The sequence below is a fragment of the Microbacterium elymi genome (assembly GCF_021582895.2).
GTDB classification, from domain to species: domain Bacteria; phylum Actinomycetota; class Actinomycetes; order Actinomycetales; family Microbacteriaceae; genus Microbacterium; species Microbacterium humicola.
Map to the genome: position 1 here is coordinate 2404519 of NZ_CP091139.2, position 25216 is coordinate 2429734.

The window sequence follows — 25216 nt, forward strand, 5'->3', positions numbered from 1 at the left end:
GCCGCGGGTGCTGCATCCGATGCAGGCTCACCGGTGGCCATCCGCGGATGTCATGGCGGAGCTCGACATCAGGACCGTCCGCGCCGCAGTAGCGGAGGCCGACGCGGCCGGCTTCCTCGATGCGCTCACGGGACGGGAGATCGATGTCGCGCTCCAGCAGCTCGGCTCCGGCATGGCGGTGGCGTTGCGCAAGCCGACGCCGCCAAGCTGAGCCGGTGGCGCTCTCGCTGATCAACCGGCTCACCTCGCGGGGCGGCCCCGGTGACCAGGTGCTCGCCGAGGACCTGCTTGCTCTGCTGCGGCGGGAGCCACCGTCGGCGCGAACCGCCCCGGTCGACCTCGACGAGCTCAGTTCGCTCCTGGAGGGCGGCTTCGGGGAGTCGAGCACGGTCTACGTCGACCTTCTGACCGGGGAGGTATTCAGTGGAGACTTCACCGACCCAGCGATCGTCGGAGAGGATGCGGTGATCGACATCGACGCCGAACCGGATCGGTGGATCTGGCTCGAACGGGCTGGATCGCGGGAGGGGTGGGAGGACATGCAGGCCTTTGCGCTCCGCCAACGCGATCATGCGCTGCAGGACCGACTCATCCGTGCGATCGAGGGGGCGGGCGCGTTCCGACGATTCCGGGAGCTCGTCCATGACGGGGGTCTTGCCGAGCAATGGCAGATCTACTCAGATGACCGCCGATGGGGTCGCGCCCGTGACGCGCTCGCGGAGGCCGGCATCCGCGTCTCGTGAGCTGCGATTTCCCTCAAGCTGCGAGTATCATCGTAACCATTCGTTCGAGCGAAGGGTTACGATGACTGAGGTGACGACGGCTGATGCTGCGCGGCGTCTCGGCTTGTCGCAGGAGCGGGTGAGTCAGATGCTGCGGTCCGGCGAGCTGGTCGGGCGGCGGATCAGCGCGCGGGGTTGGCTGGTCGATCTCGCCTCGGTTGCTGAGCGCGCGCGCGTCGCCACCGCCGGTGGCCGGCCCTGGTCCGAGAACCGGGTGCGATCGGTTATCGATGCGCTTTCGAACGGGGAGGCGACCGACCCGAAGACGCGAGCGCTGATCCGCACGACGGAGCCCGATGTGTTGTGGCGCAAGCTGGCGCAAGCCGGTGACGGTGCGGCGCTTCACTGCCCGGCATCCGGATATCGTGCGCGATGCGCTCACGCTCACGGGTGAAACCGCGATCGAGGTGCTGGGGGAGCGGCTCGTCGGGCAGTCCGGCACGGTGCACGGCTATGTTCGCGAGGGTGACCTTGAGGACCTTCTTGACGACGCTGGACTCGTAGAGCACGGCGACGGTGAGGTCGCCGTCCATACGTTTCGATCTGGGAGCCATTCCTGGATGACCGGCGCCACGGCGCCGCGCGCGCTCGTCGCTGTGGACTGCGCCCGCTCGGGGGCATCACGGGTCCGTTCGATCGGTGTGCGCGCGCTCGATGAGATGAGGCAGGCGTGGCTGGCGCGGAACACCTGATCGTCGTTCCGGACGCCGAGCGCCCGTGGAGCTCGGCCAGGGCAGCATCGCGAACAACCTCTCCGGTCGATTCGAGGTCTACCGGGCGACCAAGTCGGCGCTCAACCAACTGATGCGCAGCGACGCGGCCCGGCATCAGGGCGATCAGCGTGCGTTGCTGCTGATGGCGCCCGGCTGGGTCAAGACCGACTTGGGCGGCCCCGGCGCCACCTTCGAGATCGGCGACAGCATCCCGCTGCTCGTCGACACGGTCGACAGGCAGCGCGGTGCGGCGGGGCTGCAGTACCTCGATCGCCACGGGCAGACCGTGCCGTGGTGAGCCCGCGCGGGAGGTCGCGAGAGGCGTGACGCGCGTCTATCCGAGCAGCTCCGCGTCGAACTCGACCGTGCGGTTCGCTGCGCCGGGGTCGGTGAAGTCGAGCAGTCGCTGACCTTCCACGGCGAGCTCGGTCGCATCCGAATCGGACAGCGAGGCGTAGGGCCGGATCCTCAAGGTGGCAGTGTCGGCGTCGCGGGCGATAATCCAGTCGGCCGCGGTGAAGCCGTCGATGAGGACGATCGAGGGCACCGGGCCGTGCGGGCGGCGGGAGTGCCGAGCGACGTCGTCGGTGAGGACGCGGCTGCGGTCCGCGTGCGAGAGCAGCAGGTTGTCGAAGTCATAGAGGAGGCGCGGTGGCGCGGGCGTGTCCGGATCGGGGCGGGGTGCGTCAGGCAGGTCGAACAGCTCTTCCCCGTTCTCGCCGCGGAAGGTCACCAGTTGCGGTCGCAGGGCGTCGACGACCTCGCGCAGGCGCGTCAATCCCGACCACCGCTGCGCGTCGCCGACCGTGGCCGGACCGAACGCGGCCAGGTATCGGAGCACCAGGTGGGCGAGTGTCTGGTCGGGTTCGGCACCGACACCGAGCCAGGCCTCGGCGGTCTGGTGCGCGATGGGCCCGCTGCGTCCCCACAGTCCGCGGGGTGGCACCTGCACGAGCGGAACCAGGTTGCGCAGCGCGTACGCGAGGGTGGCGGGTGGGATGTCGGGCCACCGGGCGTGCAGCTGCTCGCCCAGCTCCTTCGCGGTCATCGGCCGTTCGGCGAGCAGCGAGCGCCCGGCGGCGGTCAAGGCTGCGACATCCACCCCGCGGATCGGAGCCCCATGCGTGGCGTTCGCGTACAGATCTCGGTCCAGGGCGGGTTGCACCAGGGAGCGCAGCGCGAGGGCATCCCGCGCGGTCACCAGATGGATGGTGGAGCGCATCAGCGCGATGCGCACCAGGCGTCGGTCCGCGAGCAGCGCGGCCGCCTGCTCGGCGCGGAAGCCGGCGAGGCGACTCCAGAGCCCGACGTACCAGCTGTGGGGAGTCTGGGCCTGCAGACCGGCCAGGTGCTCCACCGCCTCCGGAACGGGTCGGTCACTCCTGCGGAGGAGCAGCTGACGCGCCAGCGTGGCGCGGTTGAGCTCTCGTCGGCTGAGGGTCTCGACCACGCCCGTCAGCACCTCGTCACGATGACGCCGCCGGAGAACAGGTGCGCCCAGCTCACCGGATGTGCGCCCCATTGCCGACCGCGTAGGCCTCGCGGAGCCACTCCGCGAACCGGTGATCGAGTTGATCCGCGGATTCGATCCGGAAATAGTGGACGAACAGCCGGTTCGAGAAGGGGGCGGAAGACGAGATGCGCGCATCGCTGACCACGCGCTGCAGATCGAAGTAGCCGCGCAGTCCCGATTGCACCGGGTGCGCGCCGGCGAATCCGCGTCGCTTCCCCTTCAGCGTGATCGTCGACTTGCTCACCGCATAGGTGAACGGCCCGACGGCCTCGACCATCTCGATGAACCGGTGATAGAGCGCGATCGCGAAATCAGGCTTGTCCGCGAGATGGCGAGCGACCGTCCACTCGGCGTCAGCAGCATCCGTCATCCCCCCACTGTGGCAGACGTCGAAACCCGCGCACCCGCGACGACACGCCTGTCCCCGTAGAATCGACGGGTCGCCGCAGCGTCCGAGAGGCCTCTCGCGCCGCACGACGTCTCCCGCCGCCGAAAGGACTGCCGCGCGGCCGTCGCGGCTGCCGGCGCACTCGCTGATGCCCGTCGCCCCCTCCGCTCCCGCGTCGACCGCCTTCCGCCTGCCGAACGGCCAGGTGCCGATGCGGGCCGTGCTGCGGCATCCGCGTCTGCTGACGACCGAAGTGCTCGCCGGCATGGTGACCACGCTCGCGCTCATCCCCGAGGTGATCTCGTTCTCGCTCATCTCGGGCGTCGGCCCGGATGTCGCGCTGATCTCGTCGGTGGTGCTGGCCATCGTGATGTCGTTCGTCGGCGGACGGCCCGCGATGGTCTCGGCCGCGGCCGGTTCGGTCGCGCTCGTGCTCGCACCGCTGGTGCAGGCGCACGGCACCGCGTACGTGCTGCCGGCCGTGCTGCTGACGGGGCTCATCCAGATCGTGTTCGGGGCGGCGGGACTCGCGCGGCTCGTGCGGTACATCCCGCGATCCGTGATGATCGGCTTCGTCAACGCGCTCGGAGTGCTCATCTTCGTCGCGCAGGTGCAGCACGTGATCGACGTGCCGTGGCAGGTGTATCCGCTGTTCGTCGTGACGATCCTGATCGTCGTGCTGCTGCCGCGCCTCACGCGGGCGATCCCGGCGCCGCTCGCGGCGATCGTGCTGGTGACGGCGGCAGCGATCGTGTTCGGCATGAACGTCCCGACCGTCGGGGACGAGGGCTCGGTGAGCGGGGGACTGCCCGGGCTCACCCCGTGGACGGTGCCGTTCGATCTCGAGACCCTGCGAATCGTCGCGCCGACCGCGTTCGCCGCCCCGATGGTCGGCCTGCTGGAGAGCCTTTTGACCGCGAAGGTCGTGGACGAGATCACCGACAGCCGCTCGGGCAAGGGCCGCGAGTCGTGGGGACTGGGCATCGCGAACATCCTGGCGGGGGTGTGGGGCGGTGTCGCCGGCTGCGCGATGATCGGCCAGACCGTCGTGAACGTGCAGCTCGGGCGGGCGCGCACCCGTATCTCGACGCTCGTGGCGGGGCTGTTCCTGCTGCTGCCAGTCGCCGTGCTCTCGCCGGTGATGGCGGCCATCCCGATGGCGGCGCTGGCCGCGGTGATGATGGTGGTCGCCGTGCGCACCGTGGACTGGCACAGCATCCGTCCGTCGACACTGAGACGGATGCCGCTGCCCGAGACGATCGTCATGCTGGTGACCGTGGCGGTCGTCGTGGCCACGAACAACCTGGCCACCGGAGTCGGCGTCGGCGTTCTTCTGGCACTCGTCTTCTTCGCGCGGCGCATCGCGCACGTCGTGCGAGTGTCGCGGAGCGTGTCGGCGGACGGCGGGGTGGCCCACTACCGCGTGCTCGGGCCGCTCTTCTTCGCCTCGAGCAACGACCTGGTCGATCAGTTCTCGTACGTGGATGACCCGGCCCGCGTCGTGATCGACCTCAGCCGCTCCCACGTCTGGGATGCCTCCAGCGTCGCCGCGCTCGATGCAATCGAGACGAAGTACGCGGCCCACGGCGCCACGGTGGAGCTGACCGGCCTCAATCCGCACAGTCGGATGTTCCATGGCCGGCTGACCGGGTCTCTGGGCGGGTCCTAGGTCTGTCGTACCGCCCCGGCGCGATTCCCGCTTTACTGGATCCATGCCACTTGAGGCCGACTTCGCTCCCGACGACGACGGACTGCACGAGGCGCTGCGCCTGCTGACAGAGGCGAAGCGGATGCCGGGGACACCGCACGGCGATCCCGAGGCCGCTCTTCCGCTGCCGGAGAGCTGGCCGGACGAGGGCGTCGGAGGCCGCGCGGCGCTCGCCGCGCTCGCCGCACCCGCGCTCGCGCAAGCCCACCCGGTTCGACCACCCGGGTTTCTTCGCCCATATGGACCCGCCGACGCCGTGGATGTCGTGGGCGGCCGCGCAGTGGGCCGCGGCGATGAATCAGAACCTGCTGCATCCCGACAGCGCCCCGGCGGCACGCCGGCTCGAGCGGCTCGCCGTGGACTGGCTCGCCCCGGCCTTCGGAATGGACGGCGGGCATCTCGTCCCGGGCTCGACGGTGGCCAACCTCACCGCGCTCTGGGCGGCGCGCGATCTCACCGGCGCGCGGCGGGTGATCGCGTCATCCGCGTCGCACCTCAGCGTCGCGAAGGCTGCGCACATCCTCGGCCTGGAGTATGTGGCCGTGCCCGTCGACGCGGGGGAGCGGATGCGGGTCGGCCTGCTGCCGGGCGACCTCGGCGACGCGATCGTCGTGCTCACCGCAGGCACCACGATCGCCGGCGCCGTCGATCCGCTGGACGCGGCATCCGGTGCTGCCTGGCGGCATGTCGACGCGGCCTGGGCGGGGCCGCTGCGGCTGTCGTCGCACGCCGACGTGCTCGACGGGATCGACCGCGCCGACTCGGTCGCGGTCTCGGCGCACAAGTGGCTGTACCAGCCGAAGGAGAGCGCGCTGGTGCTGTTCGCCGACGCCGCGCGCGCCCACGACGCGATCAGCAGCGGGGCGCGTACCTCGCCGCCCCCAACGTCGGCCTGCTGGGCTCGCACGGTGCCACCGCGCTCCCGCTGCTGGCGACGCTGCTCGCTTGGGGGCGCGACGGTCTGCGCGCCCGCGTCGACGCCGACATGGCGCTCGCGCAGCGGCTCGCCGAACGAGTGGTGTCCGAGCCGGCGCTCGAGCTGTTCGCCCCGCCCGAGACCGGGGTGGTGGTGTGGCGGCCGCGGGGCGTCGATGTCGCGGCCGTGCGCGATCGGATGACGGATGCCTGGGTCAGCACGGTGACCATCGGCGACGTGACGTGGCTGCGATCTGTCGCGGTCAATCCGCTCGCCGACCCCGATCGGGTCGTCGACGCGGTGCTCGCGGCGCGCTGATCCGCGACGACGGCGCTCGCTCCGCGGCGACGCAAGCGGCGGCACGCGGCGTCGGCTCCAGTGCGGCTTTCATGACGGGCCTCCGCCTCGGCGACAGTCGAGGGACGGGGTGGCGCGGCCTGATCACTGTCATCGGTAGACGCCCCGGTGCTCGCCGCGCGCCCGATCAGATTCTGATTGACACCCGTCGAGCAGATGTGTAGCGTACCCAGCAGGTAGTATACCGACTGCATACAATCTGTTCGGAGCAAGGAGGCCCCGTGAAAATTACATCTACGCTGCGCCGCTCGGCGTTCGCAGGCGACGGCGTTCATCACAGCGATCGCACTCGCGGGCTGCGCGCCGGCCAGCGCAGACGGCGATTCTGGAAGCGCAGGCGGCGCCACATCGGGTGACACGCTCAAGATCGGCTACATCGCCGCACTCACCGGCGGATCTGCGACGTTGGGCATTCCCGCCCAGCATGGGATCGAGCTGGCCATCAAGAAGATCAACGACAGCGGTGAGCTCGACCGAAAGCTTGAGCTCGTGGCGGTCGACGATGCGGCGGACGCCACGAAGTCGGCCTCGGCAACCCAGAAGATGGTGGATGAGCAGGACGTTGTCGCGGTTCTCGGCGGTCCGAACTCGGGAACTGTGCTCGCCAACAACCCGATCATCACTGGCGCGGGAGTCGTCGAACTGATCACCGTCGCTCAGGCGGACAACCTCATCGATCCCGACAGCGCTGGCTACGATCTCACCTACCAGGTCACCGAGAACAACACGTACAACGTCGGTGCCACGGTCCAGTTCTTCCTTGATGCCAACTACAAGAAGATCTGCGCAGTCGCCGACACAACCGAGTACGGTCAGAGCGGCATCGCCTCGATCCGCACGGTGTTCGGTGACAACGGGCTGAAGGTCGCCAAGGTCGTGACCCACGAGGTCAACGCCACGGACCTGACCCCGCAAGTGCTGAGCCTGCGCGACGCGAAGTGTGATGCGATCTACTTGTACGACTACGGTCAGGATGCCGCGGTCTTCATGAAGACCGTCCACCAGATCGGCTGGAACGTCGATGTGATCGGCGGACGGGCGCTCAACCAGGCAGCGTTCCTCTCCATCGCAGGGTCGGCCGGCGATGGCCTCATCTTCCCAAGCGTCATCGACCTCGACAAGCAGAGCGCGAAGGACTTCATCTCGGCCTATACCGCTGTGTATGGGGATGATGACCCGGCTCAGACTTTCTCTGCTCTCGGGTATGACAGCGTTCTGATGCTCGCCAAGGCGCTCAAGGCGAGTGACTACAAGGGTGGGAAGCCGCTCGCCGAGGCTCTCAACGCGCTCACCCTCGACGACGGGGCGACTGGTCGTGAGGGCTCCACGCTGAGCTTCACCCCGGGCGATCATCGTGCGCCGAGCGATGATTACCAGACGTTCTGGACCATCAAGGACGGCAAGTACGCCATGTACAGCAACACCGTTCCGTCCACGCGGCCGTAGCGCGCAGAGGGCGACCACAATGACTACGTTCCTGCAGCTCGCCGTGAGCGGCGTTGCGCTCGGCAGCATCTATGGGCTGATCGCGCTCGGGTTCCTGGTGATCTACCATGCCACCGGCCTGGTGAACTTCGCCCAGGGCAGCTGCTAATGGCCGGCGCGATGACCACCTACCTGGTGCTGATGCGCCTGGGGCTGGGATATCCGCTCGCGATCCTCGGCGTCATCGTGGTCGCCCTCATCCTCGCACTGCTCTTCCGGTACGGGCTGCACCGGCCCATGGTCCAGCGCGGGGCTCCCACCACGAACATGGTCGTGGCCACGATCGCTTTCGGTCTCGTGCTGACGGCCGCCGCGGAACTGGGTATCGGCAACACCAAGTACGGCGTCGACCCGATCATCCCCGGGCCGCCGATCATCATCGGCGGCATCTCCATCCAGACTCAGTCCTTGCTGATCGTGGTGGTGTCCTGGGTGCTCGTTGCGGCGATCTGGTTCTTCTTCACGAAGACGCTCACCGGTGTCTCGCTGCGTGCGGTCGGACTTAACCGGAACGCCGCGGCGGTGAGTGGCGTGCGGGTCTCCCGCCTGATCACCCTCGCGTTCATCCTCAGCGTCATCGTCACGGCGGTAGGCGGCATGCTGGTCGCGCCGCTGATCGGCGCCGGCCCGGACATGGGAACGACGATCGCGGTGAAGGGATTCGCCGCTGCTGTGCTCGGCGGGATGGCGAGCGTCTATCGCGGCATGGTCGCGGGCGTTGTGATCGGCCTCATCGAGATGCTGTCCTCGTACTACGTCAGCAGTTCATGGGCCCCGGTCATCGCTTACGCCATCCTCTTCTTCGCACTGGTCCTCATGCCGGCGCGCGTCCGTCAGAGCGGGGCACACGCATGACGACGACGACCCTGCGCACACAGGGCGAACTGCCCCGCGCTCCCCAGCACGGTTCGTCGCGGGGGTTGTTCTGGGCCGAGCTGATCGGCAGCGTCATCGTGCCTCGCTGCCCGCGGTCATCCCGAGCGCGTACCAGATGCGGCTGGTCCAGGATGTAGCAATCTGGGGGATCTTCGCGCTGGGGCTCACCCTGGTACTGGGATTCACCGGACAGATCTCGCTCGGACAGGCCGCCTTCTACGCAGTCGGCGCGTACGCCTCGGTTATTCTGCAAACCGCTCTCGGCGTGCCGGCACCGCTCGCCTGGGTGATCGCGGTTGCACTCGGGATGGGGATCGCATACGTCATCAGCCTGCCACTGCTGCGCACCCAGGGACATTTCCTCGCGCTCGGTACCCTCGCCATCGGGCTGATCGTCGAGACGCTCCTGGTGCAGCTCGCGCCGATCACCGGTGGGCACGACGGCATCCGCATACCGGGAGCGGAATATCTGGGCGCCTGGGTGCAGCTGCGCTTTCCATACATCGTGCTTGGATGCCTGGTCGCAGCCTACTGGCTCGTCCGCAACCTCACCGAGCGCAGTGCGGGCCGGGCCTTCTTCGCCCTGCGTGACGACCCCGCCGGCGCTTGCGGCCCTCGGTATCCCCGTGGCTCGATACAAGACCTTCGTCTTCATGATCGGCGGGGGGCTGGCCGCGGCGGCCGGGGTGCTGTACGCGCACCATACGCAGGTCGTGACGCCCGATGCCTTTGGCTTCGACACCTCCATCAACGTGCTGTTGATCGTGATCATCGGTGGCATGTCCAGTCGCATCGGGGCGATCGTCGGGGCGGCGGTGATCGTCTTCCTCCCCGAGTGGCTTGAGTTCCTCCAGCAGGGCGAGAACCTCGTGTTCGGGCTCGTGGTGCTCGCGCTCCTGCTTTTCCTTCCCGGTGGGATCGTCGGCGGACTCCGTTCCGCGGTTGCACGGGTGACCCGACGGCGCCACACCGGCCGCAAGGGGGAGACGGCATGAGTCTTGTGATCGAGAACGTCACCAAGAAGTTCGGGGGCAACACCGCGCTGTCCGACGTCAGCTTCGAGGTCTCCGCCGGAAAGCTGACCGCACTGATCGGACCGAATGGCGCCGGCAAGACAACGATGTTCAACTGCATTGCGGGACTGCATCGGCCCACCGAGGGCACGGTCGTCCACGACAGCCGGAACATCACGGGCCTTCCGCCGGCAAAAATTCTGGATGCGGGGATCGCGCGCACGTTCCAGCTGGTCCGATCCTTTCGTGAGCTTACTGTGGTGGAGACGATCATGGTCGCCGGGCATTGGCGATCGGGCCAGGGCTTCTGGAACTCGATCTTCGCGCTGCGGTCGGTGCGCGCCAGCGATCGGCAACTAGAGGAGGAAGCGCGCGGGACACTGGCAGCCCTCGGTCTTGCGCACCTCGCCGACAAGCACGTGCACGAACTCCCATACGGGCAGCAGCGCTTGATCGAGATCGCGAAGGCGCTGATGACCGGGGCCGGCACACTCCTGCTCGATGAGCCGGCGGCCGGGTTGCACCCGGACGAGGCGCTGGCTCTGAGAGGACTGCTTGCGGCGCTGCGCGAACGCGGGACGACGATCCTGCTCGTCGAACACAACATGCCCTTCGTCCTGTCCCTCGCCGACCATATCGTCGTGCTGGAGTTCGGCCACAAGATCGCCGAAGGTGCTCCGGAGGAGATCTCGAAGGATCAGCGGGTCATCGATTCGTATCTGGGAAAGGAGGAGGACGTTGCTTGAGGTGAGCGACTTGCGCGCCGGGTATGGCAGAGGCCCTGACGTCCTTCTGGACGCCGAACTTCACGTCGACGCCGGCGAGATCGTCGCGATGATCGGGCTCAACGGAGCAGGCAAATCGACGATCGCCAGGACGCTCGCCGGAGTCCTTCCGACACGCGGTGGCCGGGTGCTGTTCGACGGCGATGACATCACCGCGCTCTCCACCGACGAACGGGCGCGCCGCGGACTGCTACTGGTGCCGGAAGGTCGCGAACTGTGCACCACCATGACAGTGGAGGAGAACCTCACGCTCGGCACCGTTCCGCTGCCCGGTCGCAGCGTCGTGCGCGCGGGCATGAGAACTTCGAGCTCGTATTCGGACTTTTCCCCATCTTGAAGGAGAAGGCGCGCCAGCCCGCCGGCAGTCTCAGCGGCGGACAGCAGCAGATGGTGGCGGTCGGGCGCGCACTGATGGGCTCGCCCCGACTGCTCATCCTGGATGAGCCGTCGCTCGGCCTCGCGCCGCTGCTGGTCCGCCAGATCTTTGAGGTCGTCGCGCGGCTGAACGCGGAAGGGCTCAGCGTACTCGTCGCTGAGCAGAACGCGGCGTTGGCGATTGCACACAGCCGGCGCGCATACCACATCGAACTCGGCCGGGTGGCGCAGACCGACGGTGCGACAGAGCGACGGTCGCTCCTTCGCGGCGGCGGACTCGGCGGCCAGGAGATCGAGATCGCGGCGCTCGAGCTTCCGGAATACCGAACGATGGGCCGCCGAGCAGTGAACACCGGCTGACACGCGCAGCAGCGAGTCTGTTCGCCGGCGGGGACCTCCTGTCGGGGCTGCTCCAACGACCCTGAAAACAGCGATGGCAAGGAAATGCAATGATCCACGCACAGATGGTGATCGATGGCCGGGAGTCACCGGCGTCCGACGGCGAGACCACCGCCGCAATCAACCCATTCGACGGGCAGGCATGGGGGACGATCCCGACGGCCACCGTGGCCGATGTCGACGCAAGCCGTCGCGGCGGCGCGTACAGCGTTCCCCGGCTGGCGCGACACCCCGGGCATCGAGCGGGCGCGGCTTCTGCATCGCCTCGCCGATGCCGTGGAGAAGAACGCGGACCGATTGGCCCAGTGGGAGACGACGGACAACGGCAAGGTCATTCGTGAGACGCGTCCGCAGATGAGCTTCGTCGCCCGGAACCTTCGGTTCTTCGCGGGCTACGCAGACAAGCTCTACGGCAAGACGATCCCGCTGGACAACGCGAAGATCTTCGACTACACGGTTCGGCGTCCGCGCGGTGTCTGCGCGCTGATCACCGCGTGGAACAGTCCCCTCGCGCTCCTGGCGAACAAACTGCCACCTGCCCTGGCGACCGGCAACACGGTCGTCGTCAAGCCGAGCGAGCACGCCTCGATCACGACGATCGAACTGGCTCGCCTCGCTCTCGAGGCTGGTTTCCCTCCCGGGGTCTTCAATGTCGTCACCGGGGATGGCGCCGTCGGTGACGTGCTGACCCGGCATGCCGGAATCGACATGATCAGCCTCACCGGGGGCGGCACCGTGGGGCGCCGAATTGCGGCGAACGCAGCCGAGCGGCTGATTCCGGTCAGTCTCGAACTCGGAGGCAAGTCGCCGAACATCATCTTCGCGGACGCGGATATCGATCGCGCCGTGCAGGGGGCCGTGGCAGGGATCTTCGGTGCCGCGGGGCAGACCTGTGTCGCCGGCTCCCGTCTGCTCGTTGAACGCGCGGCCTATGCAGCGGTGCGGGATGCGGTCAGCCGGCGGGCGGACGAGGTCACACTCGGTGACCCCCGGGATCCGGCGACCGAGATGGGACCGGTTGCCAACAGGCCGCAGTTCGAACGCATCCTGTCGATGATCGAGCAGGCCAAGCGCTCCGGCGCCGCGGTGACCGCCGGTGGCGGACGTGCGCGGGGCGCCAACCTCGAGGACGGCTTCTACATCCAGCCCACCGTGTTCGCGGACGTCGATCCGAGCAGCACTCTTGCTCAGGAGGAGATCTTCGGGCCTGTACTGTCGGTCATCCCGTTCGATGACGAGGCGGACGCGATCCGCATCGCCAACGGCACCGAATACGGCCTTGCCTCTGGGGTGTGGACGCGTGACATCTCCAGGGCGTTCCGAATGATCTCGGAGTTGGAGGCGGGCGTCGTGTGGGTGAACACCTACCGGACGTCGGCCGCTCAGGCGCCCTTCGGCGGCACCAAGCAGAGCGGCTACGGTCGCGAGCGCGGCGAGGAGGCCCTTGAGGACTACACCTACGTCAAGAACGTGATGATCGACACCTCCACCGAGGCGCGCGACCCGTTCGTGATCCGCACATGAGCTCGCAACGACCACTCGTGACACCAGCGAAGGAGCAGACAGAATGACTGAATACCGATACGACGTGATCGTCGCAGGGGGAGGCAACGCGGCTCTGACCGCCGCACTGGCCGCGCATGATGCCGGCGCCCGTGTTCTCGTCCTCGAGGCGGCGAGTCGTGAACTGCGCGGAGGGAACAGCCGCTTCACCGGAGCGATCTTCCGTGTTGCGCACGATGGCCTCGAGTCGCTCAAGCCCATCCTCGATCCCTCGAACGAGCAATGGTATCCGCGTGTGGCGGTCGGTGCCTACACAGCCGAGGACTATCACGCCGATTGGAACCGCACGTCCGAGGGTCGACAGGATCCGGAGCTGGTGAGAATCACGATCGACCGCTCGTTCGAGACCGTGGAGTGGATGCACTCGAAGGGCGTGAAGTGGGAACTGACCGCCAACAAGCTGGTCGACCCCGACAAGATCGACCAGAGCACGACCCTCGCCCTCGCCCCGGGCGGTGCGCTGCGTGCGCCTGCATGAAGGCATCGGGCTCGTCGATGATCTGTATGCCGCGGTCGAGGCCACCGACATCGACGTCTGGTATGACTCGCCCGCGCACGACCTGATCGCGACCGGTTCCACGGTCCACGGCATTCGTGTTCGGAAGGCCGCTGAATTCGTTGATGTCCTCGGTGCCGTGGTTCTCGGATGTGGCGGCTTCGAGGCCAACCCGGAGATGCGCCTTCGCTACCTCGGCCAGGGGTGGGACCTCGTGAAGGTGCGGGCAGCCGATACAACATGGGTCAGATGCACACGACGTCGATCGCCGCGGGCGCGCAGCCGGTCGGTCACTGGGGCGGTGCGCACGCCGTGCCGATCGACGCCTCCGCGCCGCCCGTGGGAGACCTGCGGATCACCGACAAGATGAGCCGCTATTCCTACCCGTACGCATTGCTGGTCAATCGTGAGGGAAAGCGGTTCATCGACGAGGGTGAGGACAACGTGTTCCTCACCTATGCGAAGACCGGCTGGGCGGTGCGGGCCGAGCCGGGCGGCATCGCCTACCAGATCTTCGACCAGAAGACCGCGCATCTGCTCGAACCGCGATACTCGACCGGCACCCCCGTGGTCGCCGACACGCTCGACGAGTTGGCCGACAAGCTGGCGATCAAGAAGAAGGCCTTCCTGCGCACCGTTGCGGACTTCAACGCAGCGGTCTCGCCCGATGCTGAGGACCGGGCCGACCCGTTCACGCTCGACGGCGTCGCGGCAGAGCCGGAGGGCCAGCCAGCCAAGTCCAACTGGGCGCGCACCATCGAGGATGGTCCGTTCGTGTGCTATCCGGTGATGTGCGGCATCACGTTCACATACGGCGGGATCAAGATCGACGCTCAGGCGCGCGTGGTCACTCAGGAGAACGTGCCCATGAGCGGGCTGTACGCCACCGGAGAGATCACCGGCGGATTCTTCTACCACAACTATGGAGCCGGGGCCGGCCTCGTGCGGGGTGCCGTGTTCGGCCGTATCGCGGGGACCAACGCCGCGGCGGAAGCGAGGAACGCATGACCGCCACGCAGATCCAGCAGCTCGGCTTCATCGGGCTCGGTGTGATGGGAACCGGCCAGGCGTCGAACCTGACGAGGAAGGCGGGGCTGCCGGTCTGTGTGTTCGACATGGCGCCGGAAGCCGTCGCTCGCCTCGTCGCGGTCGGCGCCACCGGGACAGGGTCCATCGCCGAAGTGGCGCGCCGCGCCGACGTCGTCTTCCTCTCCCTTCCCGGCGGCCCGCACGTTGAGTCGGTCGTTCTCGGCGACGGCGGGATCCTCGCGAACGCGCGCCCGGGCACCGTGGTCGTGGATCTGTCCACGATCCCGGTCGAGGTGGCGACGCGAGTGGGGGCGGCAGCAAGGGAACGGGGATGCTTCTTCGTCGATGCGCCGGTCGCTCGTACGAAGCAGGCAGCCGTCGACGGTACGCTCAGCATCACGGCCGGCGGCGATCCCGAGGTCTTCGCCCGCATCGAGCCGCTTGCGGACCGTGGCATCAGACGTCATCCTGTGCGGTGCCAACGGCGCCGGCGCGCTAATCAAGCTCGTCAACAACATGGTCGTGTTCGAGACGGTCGTCGCGCTCGCCGAGGCGCTCACCCTCATCCGGCGCAGCGGTTTGGTCGAACCCGAGCTCGCATGGAAGGCGCTGGGGCAGGGGTCGGCAGCCAGCTTCACCTTGGAGAACCACGGCCGCAAGGCGCTCGCTGCCCGATGTCCACAGGGAAGGGCTCTTCTCGGCGACCTATATGCGCAAGGATATCGGATACGCACTCGAACTCGCCGAGCAGCTGGGCGCGAGCCTGCCGGCAGCGACCCTCGCGCACGAACTGCTCGGACGCACGATCGATGGCGGGTACGGGCAGGTGTACCACACTGCCGTCGTGAAGGTCATCGAAGGGGAGATCTGATGCCGGAGCCGACCGCTCACGAGATCTACGGGGTGAAGTTCGGCCAGAACCTCAGGGGTGTGCGCGGCCACTACTTCCTCGGGGCCGACGGCGACCCACACGACGAGCAGATGCGATTGGACTACTACGTCTGGGTGATCCGCTCACCCGGGCAGGACATCGTCCTCGACGTCGGGTTCACCGCGGAGACGAACAAGAGGCGTCAGCGCGACCACTGGGAGAACCCCAGCCAGGCGCTGGCTCGCCTCGGTGTGGACCCAGCATCGGTGCCGTATGTCATCATCTCCCACCTGCACTACGACCACTGCGGCGATGTGGAGCCTTTCACCTCGGCGAGGTTCGTGCTGCAGGAGGAGGAGATGGCCTTCTGGACCGGGCGGTTCGGGCCGCGCGCCGAGTTCGCCCGCAACATCGAACTGCCCGACATCCGCCGGATGCTGGAACTCAACTACGAGGGGCGCGTGCAGATGGTCGACGGTCTCTGGGAAGTCGTCGACGGAGTCTGGGTGCAGAAGGTCGGGGGCCACACCCCGGGCATGCAGGCGACCTTCGTCCGCACCCGGAAAGGGATCGTTGTCCTGGCGTCGGACTCATCCCACTTTTTCGAGAACATCGAGCAGGACAAGCCGTTCGCAGTGCACACGAGCATTGTCGACATGTATCGGGGCTTCGACGCCATGAACGCCGCCGCGACGTCGGGGATCGTGATTGCAGGCCACGACCCGCTCATCGGCGAGCGCTTCCCAGCGGTTCCCGGTCAAGAGGGCCACGTCGTCCGCGTCGCGTGAGCGGCCAGGACGGAGAGGGACGCAGAGCATGGACCAGGCGCACTCGATTCCCGCGGTCTACATGCGCGGTGGCACAAGCAAGGGACTGTTCCTGCATGCGCGCGATCTGCCCCACGCTGGACCCGACCGTGATGCCCTGCTGCCGAGCTGATGGGCAGCCCCGATCCGATGCAGATCGACGGCATGGGCGGCACTTACTCCAGTACGAGCAAGGTGATGGTGATCGAACCGGGCCCGGGCGACGCCGTGACGTATTGGTTCGCCCAGATCGGGATCGACGACCGGGTCGTCGACTGGTCTGGGAACTGCGGGAACCTTACGACGGCGATCGCCCCGTTCGCCATCGACGAAGGCCTGGTCCCGGTCCACGACGATCTCACCCGGGTTCGCCTGGTTAACGGCAACACCGGGGTCGAGATCTGCGCCGAGGTACACACCCTGAGGGACGCGCCGCCACATCCGGCGGACTCGCCATCGCCGGCGTGCCCGGCACCGGTTCCCCCGTCGTCACACGGTACCTGAACCCCGCCGGCGGCGTGCTCGGCAGCCTACTTCCCGTTGGGGCTCCGGTCGGCCCCATCGAGGCCCCGGAGGGTATCGTGATGGCGTCCGTCGTAGACGCCGCGCACCCGTACGTCTTCATCCGCTCCGCCGATCTCGATATGACCGCTGACGGGCGATCCGTGGCCGAACTCAACGGCGACGCCGGCTTCCTCGCTCGGATCGAACAGTTGCGGGCGGCGGCCGCCGTGGCCGCCGGCGTTGCGCCGGACACGGCGACGGCCACGGCGTCCTTTCCGGCTCTCCCGCGCATCATCCTCGTGGGCCCGGGCAACGGTGGGGCGGATGTGACGGTGACCGCCTTCTCGATGGGCAAGGCGCATCGTGCCCTGCCGATGACGGGCGCACTCTGTCTGGGCGCGGCTGCGGCGATCGACGGAACGCTCGTCGCCGCGGCAGCGGGAGGAACCCGGCAGAACCTGCGCATCCGGCATCCGCTCGGAGTGACCGAGGTGGTCGCCCAGGTGCAGGCGGGCTCGCAGATCATCCGATCGCTGGGCGTCGTGCGCACCGCGCGCCGCCTCATGGACGGGCGCGTCTATCCGCGCGACTACTCCTGATCGTCGGGATGGGCACGGGCAGCGTCGTCACCGCCTCGACGCCGGCCGGGGGGTGGATCTGGCGGCCGGTGCTCGGTGCATCGCTCAGCCAGGTCGTCCTCGGCATCATGCGGCCGACCATCAGCTACGCGGGGCTCGAGCTTGGTGCCGACGGCTTCATGATCGGGTTGCTGGCGGCCTCGTTTGCGGTGATCCCGGTCTTCGTCGCACTGCCGATCGGTGTTCGTGCCGGGCGTGTCGGGCACATCGCCGTGGTTCCGTTCGTGTCCGCACTCATCCTGCTCGCTGGATGCGTCCTCGCCGCCGGCGCCGCGTCCCTCATCGCGCTGGCTGCTGCCAGCGTGCCTGCTCGGCATCGGCAACCTCGGTGTGCTGGTCGGCGCGCAGGCCTGGATCTCGCGCTCGGCGCCTTCGGCCCGGTACAACGACGGGTTCGGATGGATGACGGCCGGTATGGCTCTCGGCCAGGCTCTGGGGCCGCTGATCGCCGGCCTGCTCGTCGGGCCCGTCGGCGTGAGCAGGCACGGGCATCGTGCGGGCGTTCTGGACATCAGCCGCAGTGGCATTGCTTCTCGGGGCCGTGTTCGTCTCGCGCGCGACCCGGGAGTACGGGCAGATGGAGCGAGCGGCCGCGCTCGGCGCTCGCGAGATTCTGCTGGTGCCAAACGTCGCGCGGTACATGATGGTGAGCGCCACGGTGCTGACGTCCGTGGACATCCTGACCGCGTACCTTCCCGTCCTGGGGAGCAGTGTCGGCATCGCACCTGTCATGATCGGGGGGATGCTGGCCGTTCGCGGCGTCTCGTCCACTCTCTCCCGGCTCGCTGCCAGGCGACTTGCCCGCCGGTTCAGTCAGTCCGCGCTCATCGTGGCAAGCGTCCTCGGAACGGCGCTGTGCCTGGTAGCCATCACGGTCTTTCCCGCACCGGTGTCGATGTTCGTCGCGCTCGCGGTGGGAGGCTTCTTCCTGGGGATCGGCCAGCCGCTGACCATGACGGCTGTCGCGGTGTCTCTGCCGGCCCCGGCTCGGTCGAGCGGCCTCGCCCTGAGGCTGCTGGGGAATAGAGTCGCTCAGACCGCGACGCCGTTGATCGCGGGAGCGATCACCGCCGTCTTCGGTATCGCCTCGGTCTTCATCGTGCAGGTGCTCGGTCTCGCGGTCTCGGCCGCATGGGAGCTGGGTGCACGTCGCCGGAGCGCGGCGGACTCGGGTGAGAATCAGACCGGATGACCCAGCAGTCGAGTGAGCGTGGATATGCGCGCTCTCGCCGCATGCGCCGCAGCGGCCTCGCCGGCCCGCTCGGCATCACCTGCGTGCATCGCCTCGATGATCGCACCGTGCTCACCCAGGACCGCGTCCATTCGCTCCTGGCTCAGCGAACGCGTGCCGAAGCGACGGATGGCGACCTCGACCGTGGAAAGAAGGCGCGACAAGTAGGCGTTGTCTGCAGCGACCGACAGGAGGTGGTGGAACTCGACATTGGCGCGCGAGAACTCCGACAGATCGAACGCAGCGGCTGCGGCCGTCATGCGCGCGTGGAGCCGGTCGAACTGGGCCAAATGCTCGGGATGACCCTGTCGCGTCGCATAGTCGGCGGCCAGCGACTCGAGGCTGCCGCGCACCTGGTAGACGGCCGACATGTCCTCGAACGACAAGCGGGTGACCTGTGCGCCCACGCCTGGTGTGCGGGCGACCAGGCCCTCCTCCTCGAGGCGATTGAACGCCTCGCGGATGGGGGTCCGGCTCACGCCGAGAGCCTCGGATACTGCGACCTCACGCAGCCAGACATCCGGTGCCAGTACACCGTCCAGGATCGCCTCGCGCAACGTCCGTGCGGCATCGCCCGCAGCACCGCCGCGTGAGGACACTTCGGGCCGATACGGAGCGAGCAGGTCGCCCAACGTGTCCGGCGCCGGTGTGTTCAACTCAGCCACGGGCGATCGTCTCCCTCTCGGTCTGCAGCGTGTGCATGCGCGCGATTCGCGTTGACGTGCGCCCGTAGCCTAGTCGGATGCGTCGGTCGGGGAGCGGATTGCCGTCGCTCATGCGATGGCTCCGGCGCGCCGACCGAACACCATGCCGGCGGCCAGACCCGACCCGCCCGGATAGTTCCCGCTGAACAGCCCGCCGAGCATCTCGCCGCACACGAGCAGACCGGGAATCGGCGTTCCATCCGCGGAGAGCGCGCGTCCCTCGGTGTCGCTCTTGAGTCCGCCGAACGTGAACGTGATCCCGCACGTGACGGGGTAGGCGTAGAACGGGGCGGTCTGAAGCGCGGACGCCCAATTGCTCTTCACCGGGTCGACGTTCGCGCGTCGCCCGTCCTTCACGGTCGGATCGAAGGCCGCACCCGCGTCGATGCCGGCATTGAACGCGTCCACGGTCGCCGAAAGGGCCGCAGCATCCACCCCGATCGACCTGGCAAGGTCGGCGATCGACCCCGCCTTATGCACGCCGATTCCGGGCATGTCGTACTCTTCCGGGCGCAACATTGGGCGCAGTCTCGCGTCGAAGATCTGGTAGGCGATCGACCCCGGTTGCTCGAGGATCACCTTGCCGTACTTCGCGTAGGTGTAGTTGCGGAAGTCTGCGCCTTCGTCGAGGAAGCGTCGACCGTTCTGGTTGACGATGATTCCGAGAGGGTAGCTCTGGCGGGTGAGGCGATTGGTCAGGATGCGGTTGCTCGCATTGTCCGCCGCCTCCGCATCCCACTGCACGCTGTGTGCTGTGGACCAGTCGCCGCCGCGAGAAGCTCCGATCGCGAGGGCAGCCCGGATCATCTTCCCCGTGTTGTACGGAGTGCCGCGCACGACGGCGTTCTCCCACCCGTGGCCCAGGTGCCGCCGACGCATTTCGGGATCTGCCTCGAAGCCGCCGGCGGCAAGCACGACGGACTTCGCCCGCAACCGGATACGGTCGCCATCCACGGTGGTGGCCGCGACACCGATGACGTGGCCATCCTCCACGAGTAGCTCATCTGCGTCCACGCCGTAGCGCACTTCGGCGCCCAGTTCCCGCGCCACGTGCGTGTGATCGGTGATGAGCCCCTCACCGCCACCGAGGTTGCCCACGTGCAATCCGCCCCAGAAGAGGTAGGAGCCGTCCGGCTTCGCGTATGACTGCCGTTCGTACATCAGGCGGTACTTCACACCGAAGCCGTGGAGCCAGCGCACCGTCGCGGCGCTCTCGCGGACGAGTACCTCGGTCAGGGCGGGATCGTTGCGCCCTTCGGTCACCCTCTCCAGGTCGGCGGCATACTCTTCGGCCGAATACGCTGGCACGATCGTGCGTTCGTGCCGTTCGTCGGGCTGGACGATATCGAGAAGGTCATCCAGACCTCCATGCGCGATTCGCGTCGCCCCCGCCGTGTAGAAGCTGTTGCCGCCGTGCATCCCGAACGCGCCGCGCTCAAGGAGGAGGACCCGGCGGCCGCGCTCCGCTTGCGGCATGGGCAGCGCTAAAGCCCGCGTTGCCCCCGCCCACGACGATGACGTCGGCGTCCTGCCTGGGTGGGAACGAGGTCATCGGAATCCATTCGAGCTGGTACTTCGACGGTCGGTGCATCCGAACCGCCTTCATTGTCTACTCATTGTATGCAATTGGGGAGGATTGGGCGAGTCTCTCTCGGTGAAGCGTCTGCACTCGTCTCCTGGCGGCGATGTCGGTGCCGTGTGGCACCCTGTTGGCCATGCCCGATGCAGTGCCGAGACGGACTTCACGAAGACCCTCGACTCGTACCAGGCCAGAGCGGGTCGCTTCCGCGTCCTCGACATCGCGCCGCGGCAGTACCTGATGGCGGACGGGCACGGCGACCCGAACACGGCGCCGGAGTACGGCGAGGCGATCGCGGCGCTCTATCCGCTCGCCTATGCGCTGAAGTTCGCGAGCAAGGCGCTCGATCGCGACTACGTCGTCCCGCCGTTGGAAGGCCTGTGGTGGGCATCCGACATGGCGGCCTTCACCACCCGCCGCGACAAGTCGCAGTGGGACTGGACGCTGCTGCTCCTCGTTCCCGAATGGGTCACGCGCGAGATGTTCGACGCCGCGCGGGTGAAGGTCGCTGCCGGCGATCGACCGGCCGCGCTGGACCGCGTGCGGCTGCAGACGTTGCACGAGGGCCGGTGCGTGCAGACCCTGCACATCGGGCCGTTCGAGGACGAGGCGGCCGTGCTCGCCGAGGCTCGCACGACCGGTTCATCCCCGACGCCGCGCTCGCCCTGGCCGGCCGGCACCACGAGATCTACCTCAGCGACATCCGCCGGACCGCACCCGAGCGTCTGCGCACGATCCTGCGCCAGCCGGTCGTCGACGCGGCGGGCCTCGCAGACGCGCCCGCCCCGTGACATTCGTCACGCTCAGGACACGACATCGCTCCCAGGTCGCGGGGCCGGCGTCTTCCTAACGTGGAAGAGATCCACCAAGGAGGCTGATATGTCCCGATCCACCGCCGTCACCCGTCCCGCACCGGGCATGATGCGGGCAGCGACGGCTGCGTCGCTCCGCAGCGCTCGTCGGTGCGGCGATCCTCGCGCTGATCGTCTGGCTCATCGCCGTCCCCGTGCTCGGCCTGACCCCCGAGGTGGGTGCCGGTGCCACGGCGCAGACGATCGGACCCCTCGCGATCGTCATCGTGCCGCTCCTGGCCGGAGGCGTCGCCTGGGCGCTGCTGGCAGGACTCGAGCGGATGTCGCGCCGAGGTCGCCGCACCTGGCAGATCATCGGCTGGGCCGTGCTGGCCGTCTCGCTGCTCGGGCCGCTGCTGATGGGCGCGACCGGCGGCGTGCTGGTCGCCCTGCTGATCATGCACGTGCTCGTGGGGGCGACCCTCATCCTCGGCCTCGCGCAGACCGCGCCCGCCGCGCGCTGAGCGTGATGCCGACGACGGATCCGCATCACCACAGGACCATGCGCTCCCCTTAGGCTGACCGGAGGCGGTCGACCCCCGCCGCACCCGGGAGGCGACTCGTGGCAGGTGAGGCAACAGATACACGCCGGACGTCGGCGTCGAGCACCCTGCGTGCGGTGCTGACGGATTTCGCGTTGCCCAGGGTGGAATCCCTTCCGCACTCCGCGGTCGTGCGGGCGATGGAGCTCGTGGGCATCGAGGCGCCGGCGGCGCGGCAGGCGATTTCGCGTGCCGCGCGTTCTGATGCTCTGGAGAGACCCCCCGTGTACGTCGTGGGGAGGTGCTGCTCACTGCGGGCGGGCGGAAGGTCCTGGAGCAGATGGCCGGCGGAGACCTGAGCATCGATGACATCTGGGACGGGCAGTGGGTGACTGTAAGGGTGCGTCGGCTGAGCGGTGGAGGCGTGGCCACGACGACGAGAAGCCGGCTGCTTCTGGAGACGATGGGTTCGCTCGGCAACGGGTTGTGGATCGCTCCGCACAGTCCGAGGGCCGCGGCGGCCATGGGCGTGCTCGCAGCAGACCCCGAACTGGATGTCGTTGCCGGCGTCATGTCGATCGTTCATCCGGACCCGGCCGCGCTGGTTGAGGAAGCGTGGGATCTGGAGTCCGTCCGCAGAGTCTATGCAGAGTTCACAGACGTCGTGGATGGGTTGCATCCCGGCACCGACGAGGATGTGCTGGCTGCGTGGATCACAGTGCGACGGCAGTGGACGGACGTGCTGCGTGCGGATCCTGAACTGCCGTCCGCGGCCTTGCCGGCGGACTGGCCCGGAGTGGTGTGCCGGAAGCGAGTGTCGAGGCTGCACGATGACTGGTGGCCGGTCGCGAAGAAGGCCTTTGATCGACTGATGTGACAGATTTTGGATTTGGAGTTTACTTTTTGTCACAAACGGCTCATGATGAGTCCATGGCAACGTCGCACGAGATCATCACGCCCCCCGCCGTTCGCAACTGGCTCCTCGCGAGCGCCGACCCCACCCAGGCGGACCTGCTGCGGGAGAGTTTCGCTACCGACGTCGAGTACGACTTCGATGGTCGCCGCAGGGTCGGAATCGATGCGGTACTCGAGCAGTTGGGGCACATGCCCCGAGGACGGTTCGCCAACGTCTCTCGGCGGGTGATCGACCGAGGCAGCGGACGGTACACCGTACGGCTCAGCAACCCGGATGGCACCCCCATGCCCAGCCCGGGCGGGCCGATGCTGGCGATGGACTTCGAACTCGGCCTCAACCAGAGGGGACTGATTCAGACGATCTCGCCGAATCCGCAGCATGCTGAACCGGCAGACCTGCAGCCCGCTCTTCGCCTGGGCGATGTGATCCCCGAGTTCAGCCTGCCCGACGTGCACGGTGTCGACACCAGATGGTTCGACCCATCCGCGAAGGCCTCGGTGCTGATCTTCATCGCCAACGGATGCCCGTGGGCTCTGGGCTGGCACGACCGCATCCAGGATGTCGTCCGCGACTACCGGCAGCAAGGCGTCCGCGTGGTCCAAATCAACGCGAACGACGAGCGCGTCAGCGCGGCCGATGCGCTCGACGCATCGCGTCGACGCATCGACGCCGGCGAGTTCGCCAGCCCGCTGCTTATCGACGAGGGTCAGACAGTGGCTCGGCGGCTGGGTGCCCGTCATACTCCGGAGGTGTTCGTGATCGACAGGGATCACGAACTCGCCTATCACGGCGCGCCCGACGCAGATTCGGAGCGGCCCGAGTTGCATGCCGAATGGCTGCGGGCTGCGCTGGACGGCGTGCTCGCAGATGCGCCGGTGACACTCCGGGAGACCAAGCCGATGGGGTGCACGATCAAATGGACGCTGTGACCGCGCAAGGCGCCGGGACCGAGGTCCGTGCGCGGCTCGCGAACGTCGTGATACACGTCGCAGATCCGGACCGATCGCTCGCGCTGTACCGTGATGGCCTGGGATTCGGCGTCGCCTTCGACTCGGGCTGGAGGCAGCCCGAACGACATGCTCGCGCTGACGGACACCGCGTCCGGCACGCCGATGCGAATCGTCGCATTGACGACGGCAGACGGGGCCGGAGTCGCACTGGTCTCCTTCGGACGCACGGGCGATACTGCGGTGCCATTCGAAGGTGCCGGACAGGTGCACGTCGGTTTCGGTGTGGATGACCTCGATGAGGCGATCGATCGCGCTGTCGCACGGGGAGCGACGGTGTTCGGGGTTCCCGGAGAAGTCGGGCCTGAGGGGAGAAGAGCTCGGCTCGGGTTCCTGCGAGACCCGGACGGGAATGTCCTCGAGCTGGTGCGAGCCGCTTGCGCCGGGTGTTGCCTGATGGATCTAGGGGTGTCAGGGCGGGTCGCCTTGGTCAGCGGAGCTTCGCGCGGAATCGGCCGTGCCATAGCAATCGAACTCGCGGCGGAAGGCGCCGTCGTGGGCATCGGCTACCTGCGGGATGCCGATGGCGCCCGCCAGACTGCTTCAGCGGTCGCAGAAGCCGGCGGCATCGCCGTCCTGGTGGGCTTCGACCATACCGATCCCGGCTCGACCCGCGGTGCGATTGCGTCCATGGAGTCGGCAAACGGTCCTGTCCAGATCCTCGTGAACAACGCCGGAGCATTTCCGAGCCCCGGACCCTTCAGCGCGCTGAGCGACGACGGATGGCACGCGGCGATCCGCGAGCAGCTCGAGGGGCCAGGCAACCTGATCCGCGCGGCCCTTCCGGGAATGATCGCCACTGGATGGGGGCGCATCGTGATGATCTCCACCGTTCACGCTCTCATCGGCAATCCGGGCGTCGTGGCCCACACGGCCGCAAAATCCGGTCTGCACGGGTTGACGAGATCCCTGGCGAGGGAACTCGGGTCCGAGGGCATCCTCGTCAACTCGGTGCTTCCCGGTCTCACGCTCACCGAAGGCGCACGCGCTCGCTTCCCTCAGGATCGGCTCGATGCGTCGCAGGCCGCCATCCCCACTGGGCACGCCTCCCGGCCGGAGGAGATCGCGGCTCTGGTCGTGTTCCTCGCCTCCACCCGCAACGGCAACATCACCGGCGAATTGATCCGCTCCGCGGGTGGTGTCTAGCCCGACACACCACCACCTGCCTGGCACGTCACAGATTGCAACCACGAATCACCGTCTCGACGAAGTTCCGCATCACCGTCTCA

Annotated in this window: 30 protein-coding genes and 5 pseudogenes; 31 read left to right on the top strand and 4 right to left on the bottom strand. The window is 67.8% G+C overall.

Translation table 11 applies throughout. The features are described from left to right. The first annotated feature begins 52 nt into the window (after nt 1–52). The 5 genes from L2X98_RS13010 (at nt 53) to L2X98_RS13030 (ending at nt 1793) form a co-directional block, all read left to right on the top strand. Nucleotides 53–211 carry a hypothetical protein gene (locus L2X98_RS13010; RefSeq protein ID WP_259611179.1) on the top strand — a complete coding sequence of 53 codons (159 nt, stop codon included), beginning with the start codon at nt 53–55 and terminating at the stop codon, nt 209–211. Between the two features lie 58 nt (nt 212–269). Then, a complete protein-coding gene (locus L2X98_RS13015; protein ID WP_259611180.1) occupies nt 270–743 on the top strand; it encodes a UPF0158 family protein in 474 nt (157 codons plus the stop codon). Between the two features lie 61 nt (nt 744–804). Then, nucleotides 805–1176, top strand: coding sequence for a helix-turn-helix domain-containing protein (locus L2X98_RS13020; RefSeq protein ID WP_259611181.1), 372 nt, complete (start codon nt 805–807; stop codon nt 1174–1176). Beyond that, nucleotides 1148–1474 (top strand): hypothetical protein, encoded by a 327-nt coding sequence (locus L2X98_RS13025; RefSeq protein WP_259611182.1) that lies wholly within the window; start codon nt 1148–1150, stop codon nt 1472–1474. The genes L2X98_RS13020 and L2X98_RS13025 overlap by 29 nt, the downstream gene beginning before the upstream one ends. A 25-nt stretch (nt 1475–1499) precedes the next feature. Continuing rightward, on the top strand, nt 1500–1793 hold the full coding sequence (locus L2X98_RS13030; RefSeq protein WP_259611183.1) for a Rossmann-fold NAD(P)-binding domain-containing protein: 294 nt from the start codon (nt 1500–1502) through the stop codon (nt 1791–1793). 36 nt (nt 1794–1829) lie between these two features. Here L2X98_RS13030 and L2X98_RS13035 read toward each other — a convergent pair whose 3' ends face one another. After that, nucleotides 1830–3017, bottom strand: a complete 1188-nt coding sequence (locus L2X98_RS13035; RefSeq protein WP_259611184.1) for a winged helix DNA-binding domain-containing protein — start codon at nt 3015–3017, stop codon at nt 1830–1832. Beyond that, complete coding sequence (locus L2X98_RS13040; RefSeq protein WP_259611185.1) at nt 2998–3378, bottom strand: DUF5655 domain-containing protein; 381 nt, start codon at nt 3376–3378, stop codon at nt 2998–3000. The genes L2X98_RS13035 and L2X98_RS13040 overlap by 20 nt, the downstream gene beginning before the upstream one ends. Before the next feature lie 166 nt (nt 3379–3544). On the opposite strand from L2X98_RS13040, the gene L2X98_RS13045 reads away from it, so the two are divergent. The 21 genes and pseudogenes from L2X98_RS13045 (at nt 3545) to L2X98_RS13140 (ending at nt 18409) form a co-directional block, all read left to right on the top strand. Next, complete coding sequence (locus L2X98_RS13045) at nt 3545–5065, top strand: SulP family inorganic anion transporter (RefSeq protein ID WP_435526196.1); 1521 nt, start codon at nt 3545–3547, stop codon at nt 5063–5065. Nucleotides 5066–5208: 143 nt separating this feature from the next. Then, nucleotides 5209–6222 (top strand): pyridoxal phosphate-dependent decarboxylase family protein, encoded by a 1014-nt coding sequence (locus tag L2X98_RS13050; RefSeq protein WP_259613320.1) that lies wholly within the window; start codon nt 5209–5211, stop codon nt 6220–6222. Next, nucleotides 6207–6338: a hypothetical protein gene (locus L2X98_RS13055; protein ID WP_259611186.1), complete on the top strand. Its 132-nt coding sequence runs from the start codon at nt 6207–6209 to the stop codon at nt 6336–6338. Before L2X98_RS13050 ends, L2X98_RS13055 begins: the two co-directional genes overlap by 16 nt. Before the next feature lie 405 nt (nt 6339–6743). Beyond that, complete coding sequence (locus L2X98_RS13060; RefSeq protein ID WP_259613321.1) at nt 6744–7823, top strand: ABC transporter substrate-binding protein; 1080 nt, start codon at nt 6744–6746, stop codon at nt 7821–7823. Nucleotides 7824–7842: 19 nt separating this feature from the next. After that, nucleotides 7843–7971 (top strand): hypothetical protein, encoded by a 129-nt coding sequence (locus L2X98_RS13065; protein WP_259611187.1) that lies wholly within the window; start codon nt 7843–7845, stop codon nt 7969–7971. Between the two features lie 11 nt (nt 7972–7982). Then, nucleotides 7983–8717: a branched-chain amino acid ABC transporter permease gene (locus L2X98_RS13070; RefSeq protein WP_259611188.1), complete on the top strand. Its 735-nt coding sequence runs from the start codon at nt 7983–7985 to the stop codon at nt 8715–8717. A 136-nt stretch (nt 8718–8853) separates the two neighbouring features. Beyond that, nucleotides 8854–9279 (top strand): annotated as a pseudogene (locus tag L2X98_RS21220) (branched-chain amino acid ABC transporter permease); the annotation flags it as partial. Between the two features lie 46 nt (nt 9280–9325). After that, nucleotides 9326–9733 carry a branched-chain amino acid ABC transporter permease gene (locus tag L2X98_RS13080; protein WP_259611190.1) on the top strand — a complete coding sequence of 136 codons (408 nt, stop codon included), beginning with the start codon at nt 9326–9328 and terminating at the stop codon, nt 9731–9733. Next, the gene (locus tag L2X98_RS13085; RefSeq protein WP_259611191.1) at nt 9730–10497 is read left to right on the top strand and encodes an ABC transporter ATP-binding protein; all 768 of its coding nucleotides are present in this window, start codon (nt 9730–9732) and stop codon (nt 10495–10497) included. The genes L2X98_RS13080 and L2X98_RS13085 overlap by 4 nt, the downstream gene beginning before the upstream one ends. Nucleotides 10498–10585: 88 nt before the next feature. Continuing rightward, nucleotides 10586–11271 (top strand): annotated as a pseudogene (locus L2X98_RS13090) (ABC transporter ATP-binding protein). Nucleotides 11272–11484: 213 nt separating this feature from the next. Then, nucleotides 11485–12834: an aldehyde dehydrogenase gene (locus tag L2X98_RS13095; protein ID WP_259611192.1), complete on the top strand. Its 1350-nt coding sequence runs from the start codon at nt 11485–11487 to the stop codon at nt 12832–12834. A gap of 43 nt (nt 12835–12877) precedes the next feature. Further along, a complete protein-coding gene (locus L2X98_RS19490; RefSeq protein WP_290427306.1) occupies nt 12878–13351 on the top strand; it encodes an FAD-binding protein in 474 nt (157 codons plus the stop codon). 330 nt (nt 13352–13681) lie between these two features. Then, nucleotides 13682–14377: an FAD-binding protein gene (locus tag L2X98_RS13105; protein ID WP_259611193.1), complete on the top strand. Its 696-nt coding sequence runs from the start codon at nt 13682–13684 to the stop codon at nt 14375–14377. Nucleotides 14378–14421: 44 nt separating this feature from the next. After that, a pseudogene (locus L2X98_RS21225) lies at nt 14422–14781 on the top strand (NAD(P)-dependent oxidoreductase); the annotation flags it as partial. Nucleotides 14782–14914: 133 nt separating this feature from the next. Next, nucleotides 14915–15013: pseudogene (locus L2X98_RS21230) on the top strand (hypothetical protein); the annotation flags it as partial. 52 nt (nt 15014–15065) lie between these two features. Beyond that, on the top strand, nt 15066–15269 hold the full coding sequence (locus L2X98_RS13115) for an NAD-binding protein (RefSeq protein WP_259613322.1): 204 nt from the start codon (nt 15066–15068) through the stop codon (nt 15267–15269). Further along, nucleotides 15269–16057, top strand: a complete 789-nt coding sequence (locus L2X98_RS13120) for an N-acyl homoserine lactonase family protein (protein WP_259611195.1) — start codon at nt 15269–15271, stop codon at nt 16055–16057. Before L2X98_RS13115 ends, L2X98_RS13120 begins: the two co-directional genes overlap by 1 nt. A gap of 28 nt (nt 16058–16085) precedes the next feature. Further along, nucleotides 16086–16208, top strand: coding sequence for a PrpF domain-containing protein (locus L2X98_RS13125; RefSeq protein WP_259611196.1), 123 nt, complete (start codon nt 16086–16088; stop codon nt 16206–16208). Beyond that, nucleotides 16208–16579: a PrpF domain-containing protein gene (locus tag L2X98_RS13130; protein ID WP_259611197.1), complete on the top strand. Its 372-nt coding sequence runs from the start codon at nt 16208–16210 to the stop codon at nt 16577–16579. Before L2X98_RS13125 ends, L2X98_RS13130 begins: the two co-directional genes overlap by 1 nt. Then, nucleotides 16540–17178: a PrpF domain-containing protein gene (locus L2X98_RS13135; RefSeq protein WP_259611198.1), complete on the top strand. Its 639-nt coding sequence runs from the start codon at nt 16540–16542 to the stop codon at nt 17176–17178. The genes L2X98_RS13130 and L2X98_RS13135 overlap by 40 nt, the downstream gene beginning before the upstream one ends. Nucleotides 17179–17836: 658 nt before the next feature. Further along, nucleotides 17837–18409, top strand: coding sequence for an MFS transporter (locus L2X98_RS13140; RefSeq protein WP_259611199.1), 573 nt, complete (start codon nt 17837–17839; stop codon nt 18407–18409). Here the strand turns inward: L2X98_RS13140 and L2X98_RS13145 are convergent. Continuing rightward, nucleotides 18397–19080: a GntR family transcriptional regulator gene (locus L2X98_RS13145; protein ID WP_259611200.1), complete on the bottom strand. Its 684-nt coding sequence runs from the start codon at nt 19078–19080 to the stop codon at nt 18397–18399. The two genes, L2X98_RS13140 and L2X98_RS13145, sit on opposite strands and share 13 nt — an antisense overlap. 141 nt (nt 19081–19221) lie before the next feature. Continuing rightward, entirely contained in the window at nt 19222–20628 is a 1407-nt protein-coding gene (gene tcuA, locus L2X98_RS13150; protein WP_259611201.1) for an FAD-dependent tricarballylate dehydrogenase TcuA, read from the bottom strand. A 220-nt stretch (nt 20629–20848) separates the two neighbouring features. On the opposite strand from tcuA, the pseudogene L2X98_RS13155 reads away from it, so the two are divergent. From L2X98_RS13155 to L2X98_RS13175, 5 genes and pseudogenes are all read left to right on the top strand, one after another. Further along, nucleotides 20849–21522: pseudogene (locus tag L2X98_RS13155) on the top strand (GyrI-like domain-containing protein). A 146-nt stretch (nt 21523–21668) separates the two neighbouring features. Continuing rightward, nucleotides 21669–22046, top strand: a complete 378-nt coding sequence (locus L2X98_RS13160) for a DUF6069 family protein (protein WP_259613323.1) — start codon at nt 21669–21671, stop codon at nt 22044–22046. Between the two features lie 319 nt (nt 22047–22365). Then, entirely contained in the window at nt 22366–22941 is a 576-nt protein-coding gene (locus L2X98_RS13165) for a PaaX family transcriptional regulator C-terminal domain-containing protein (RefSeq protein WP_259611202.1), read from the top strand. 53 nt (nt 22942–22994) lie between these two features. Further along, a complete protein-coding gene (locus L2X98_RS13170; protein ID WP_259611203.1) occupies nt 22995–23909 on the top strand; it encodes a redoxin domain-containing protein in 915 nt (304 codons plus the stop codon). A gap of 147 nt (nt 23910–24056) precedes the next feature. Further along, a complete protein-coding gene (locus L2X98_RS13175; RefSeq protein WP_259611204.1) occupies nt 24057–25133 on the top strand; it encodes an SDR family oxidoreductase in 1077 nt (358 codons plus the stop codon). Nucleotides 25134–25216: the final 83 nt, after the last annotated feature.

Coding starts and splice junctions, on each gene's coding strand:
- L2X98_RS13070 (WP_259611188.1), top strand. CDS start 7,983: ATGACCACCTACCTGGTGCTGATGCGCCTGGGGCTGGGATATCCGCTC.
- L2X98_RS13020 (WP_259611181.1), top strand. CDS start 805: ATGACTGAGGTGACGACGGCTGATGCTGCGCGGCGTCTCGGCTTGTCG.
- L2X98_RS13065 (WP_259611187.1), top strand. CDS start 7,843: ATGACTACGTTCCTGCAGCTCGCCGTGAGCGGCGTTGCGCTCGGCAGC.
- L2X98_RS13175 (WP_259611204.1), top strand. CDS start 24,057: ATGCTCGCGCTGACGGACACCGCGTCCGGCACGCCGATGCGAATCGTC.
- L2X98_RS13130 (WP_259611197.1), top strand. CDS start 16,208: ATGGGCAGCCCCGATCCGATGCAGATCGACGGCATGGGCGGCACTTAC.
- L2X98_RS19490 (WP_290427306.1), top strand. CDS start 12,878: ATGACTGAATACCGATACGACGTGATCGTCGCAGGGGGAGGCAACGCG.
- tcuA (WP_259611201.1), bottom strand. CDS start 20,628: ATGCCGCAAGCGGAGCGCGGCCGCCGGGTCCTCCTCCTTGAGCGCGGC.
- L2X98_RS13085 (WP_259611191.1), top strand. CDS start 9,730: ATGAGTCTTGTGATCGAGAACGTCACCAAGAAGTTCGGGGGCAACACC.
- L2X98_RS13040 (WP_259611185.1), bottom strand. CDS start 3,378: ATGACGGATGCTGCTGACGCCGAGTGGACGGTCGCTCGCCATCTCGCG.
- L2X98_RS13120 (WP_259611195.1), top strand. CDS start 15,269: ATGCCGGAGCCGACCGCTCACGAGATCTACGGGGTGAAGTTCGGCCAG.
- L2X98_RS13035 (WP_259611184.1), bottom strand. CDS start 3,017: ATGGGGCGCACATCCGGTGAGCTGGGCGCACCTGTTCTCCGGCGGCGT.
- L2X98_RS13170 (WP_259611203.1), top strand. CDS start 22,995: ATGGCAACGTCGCACGAGATCATCACGCCCCCCGCCGTTCGCAACTGG.
- L2X98_RS13045 (WP_435526196.1), top strand. CDS start 3,545: ATGCCCGTCGCCCCCTCCGCTCCCGCGTCGACCGCCTTCCGCCTGCCG.
- L2X98_RS13095 (WP_259611192.1), top strand. CDS start 11,485: ATGTCGACGCAAGCCGTCGCGGCGGCGCGTACAGCGTTCCCCGGCTGG.
- L2X98_RS13010 (WP_259611179.1), top strand. CDS start 53: ATGGCGGAGCTCGACATCAGGACCGTCCGCGCCGCAGTAGCGGAGGCC.
- L2X98_RS13125 (WP_259611196.1), top strand. CDS start 16,086: ATGGACCAGGCGCACTCGATTCCCGCGGTCTACATGCGCGGTGGCACA.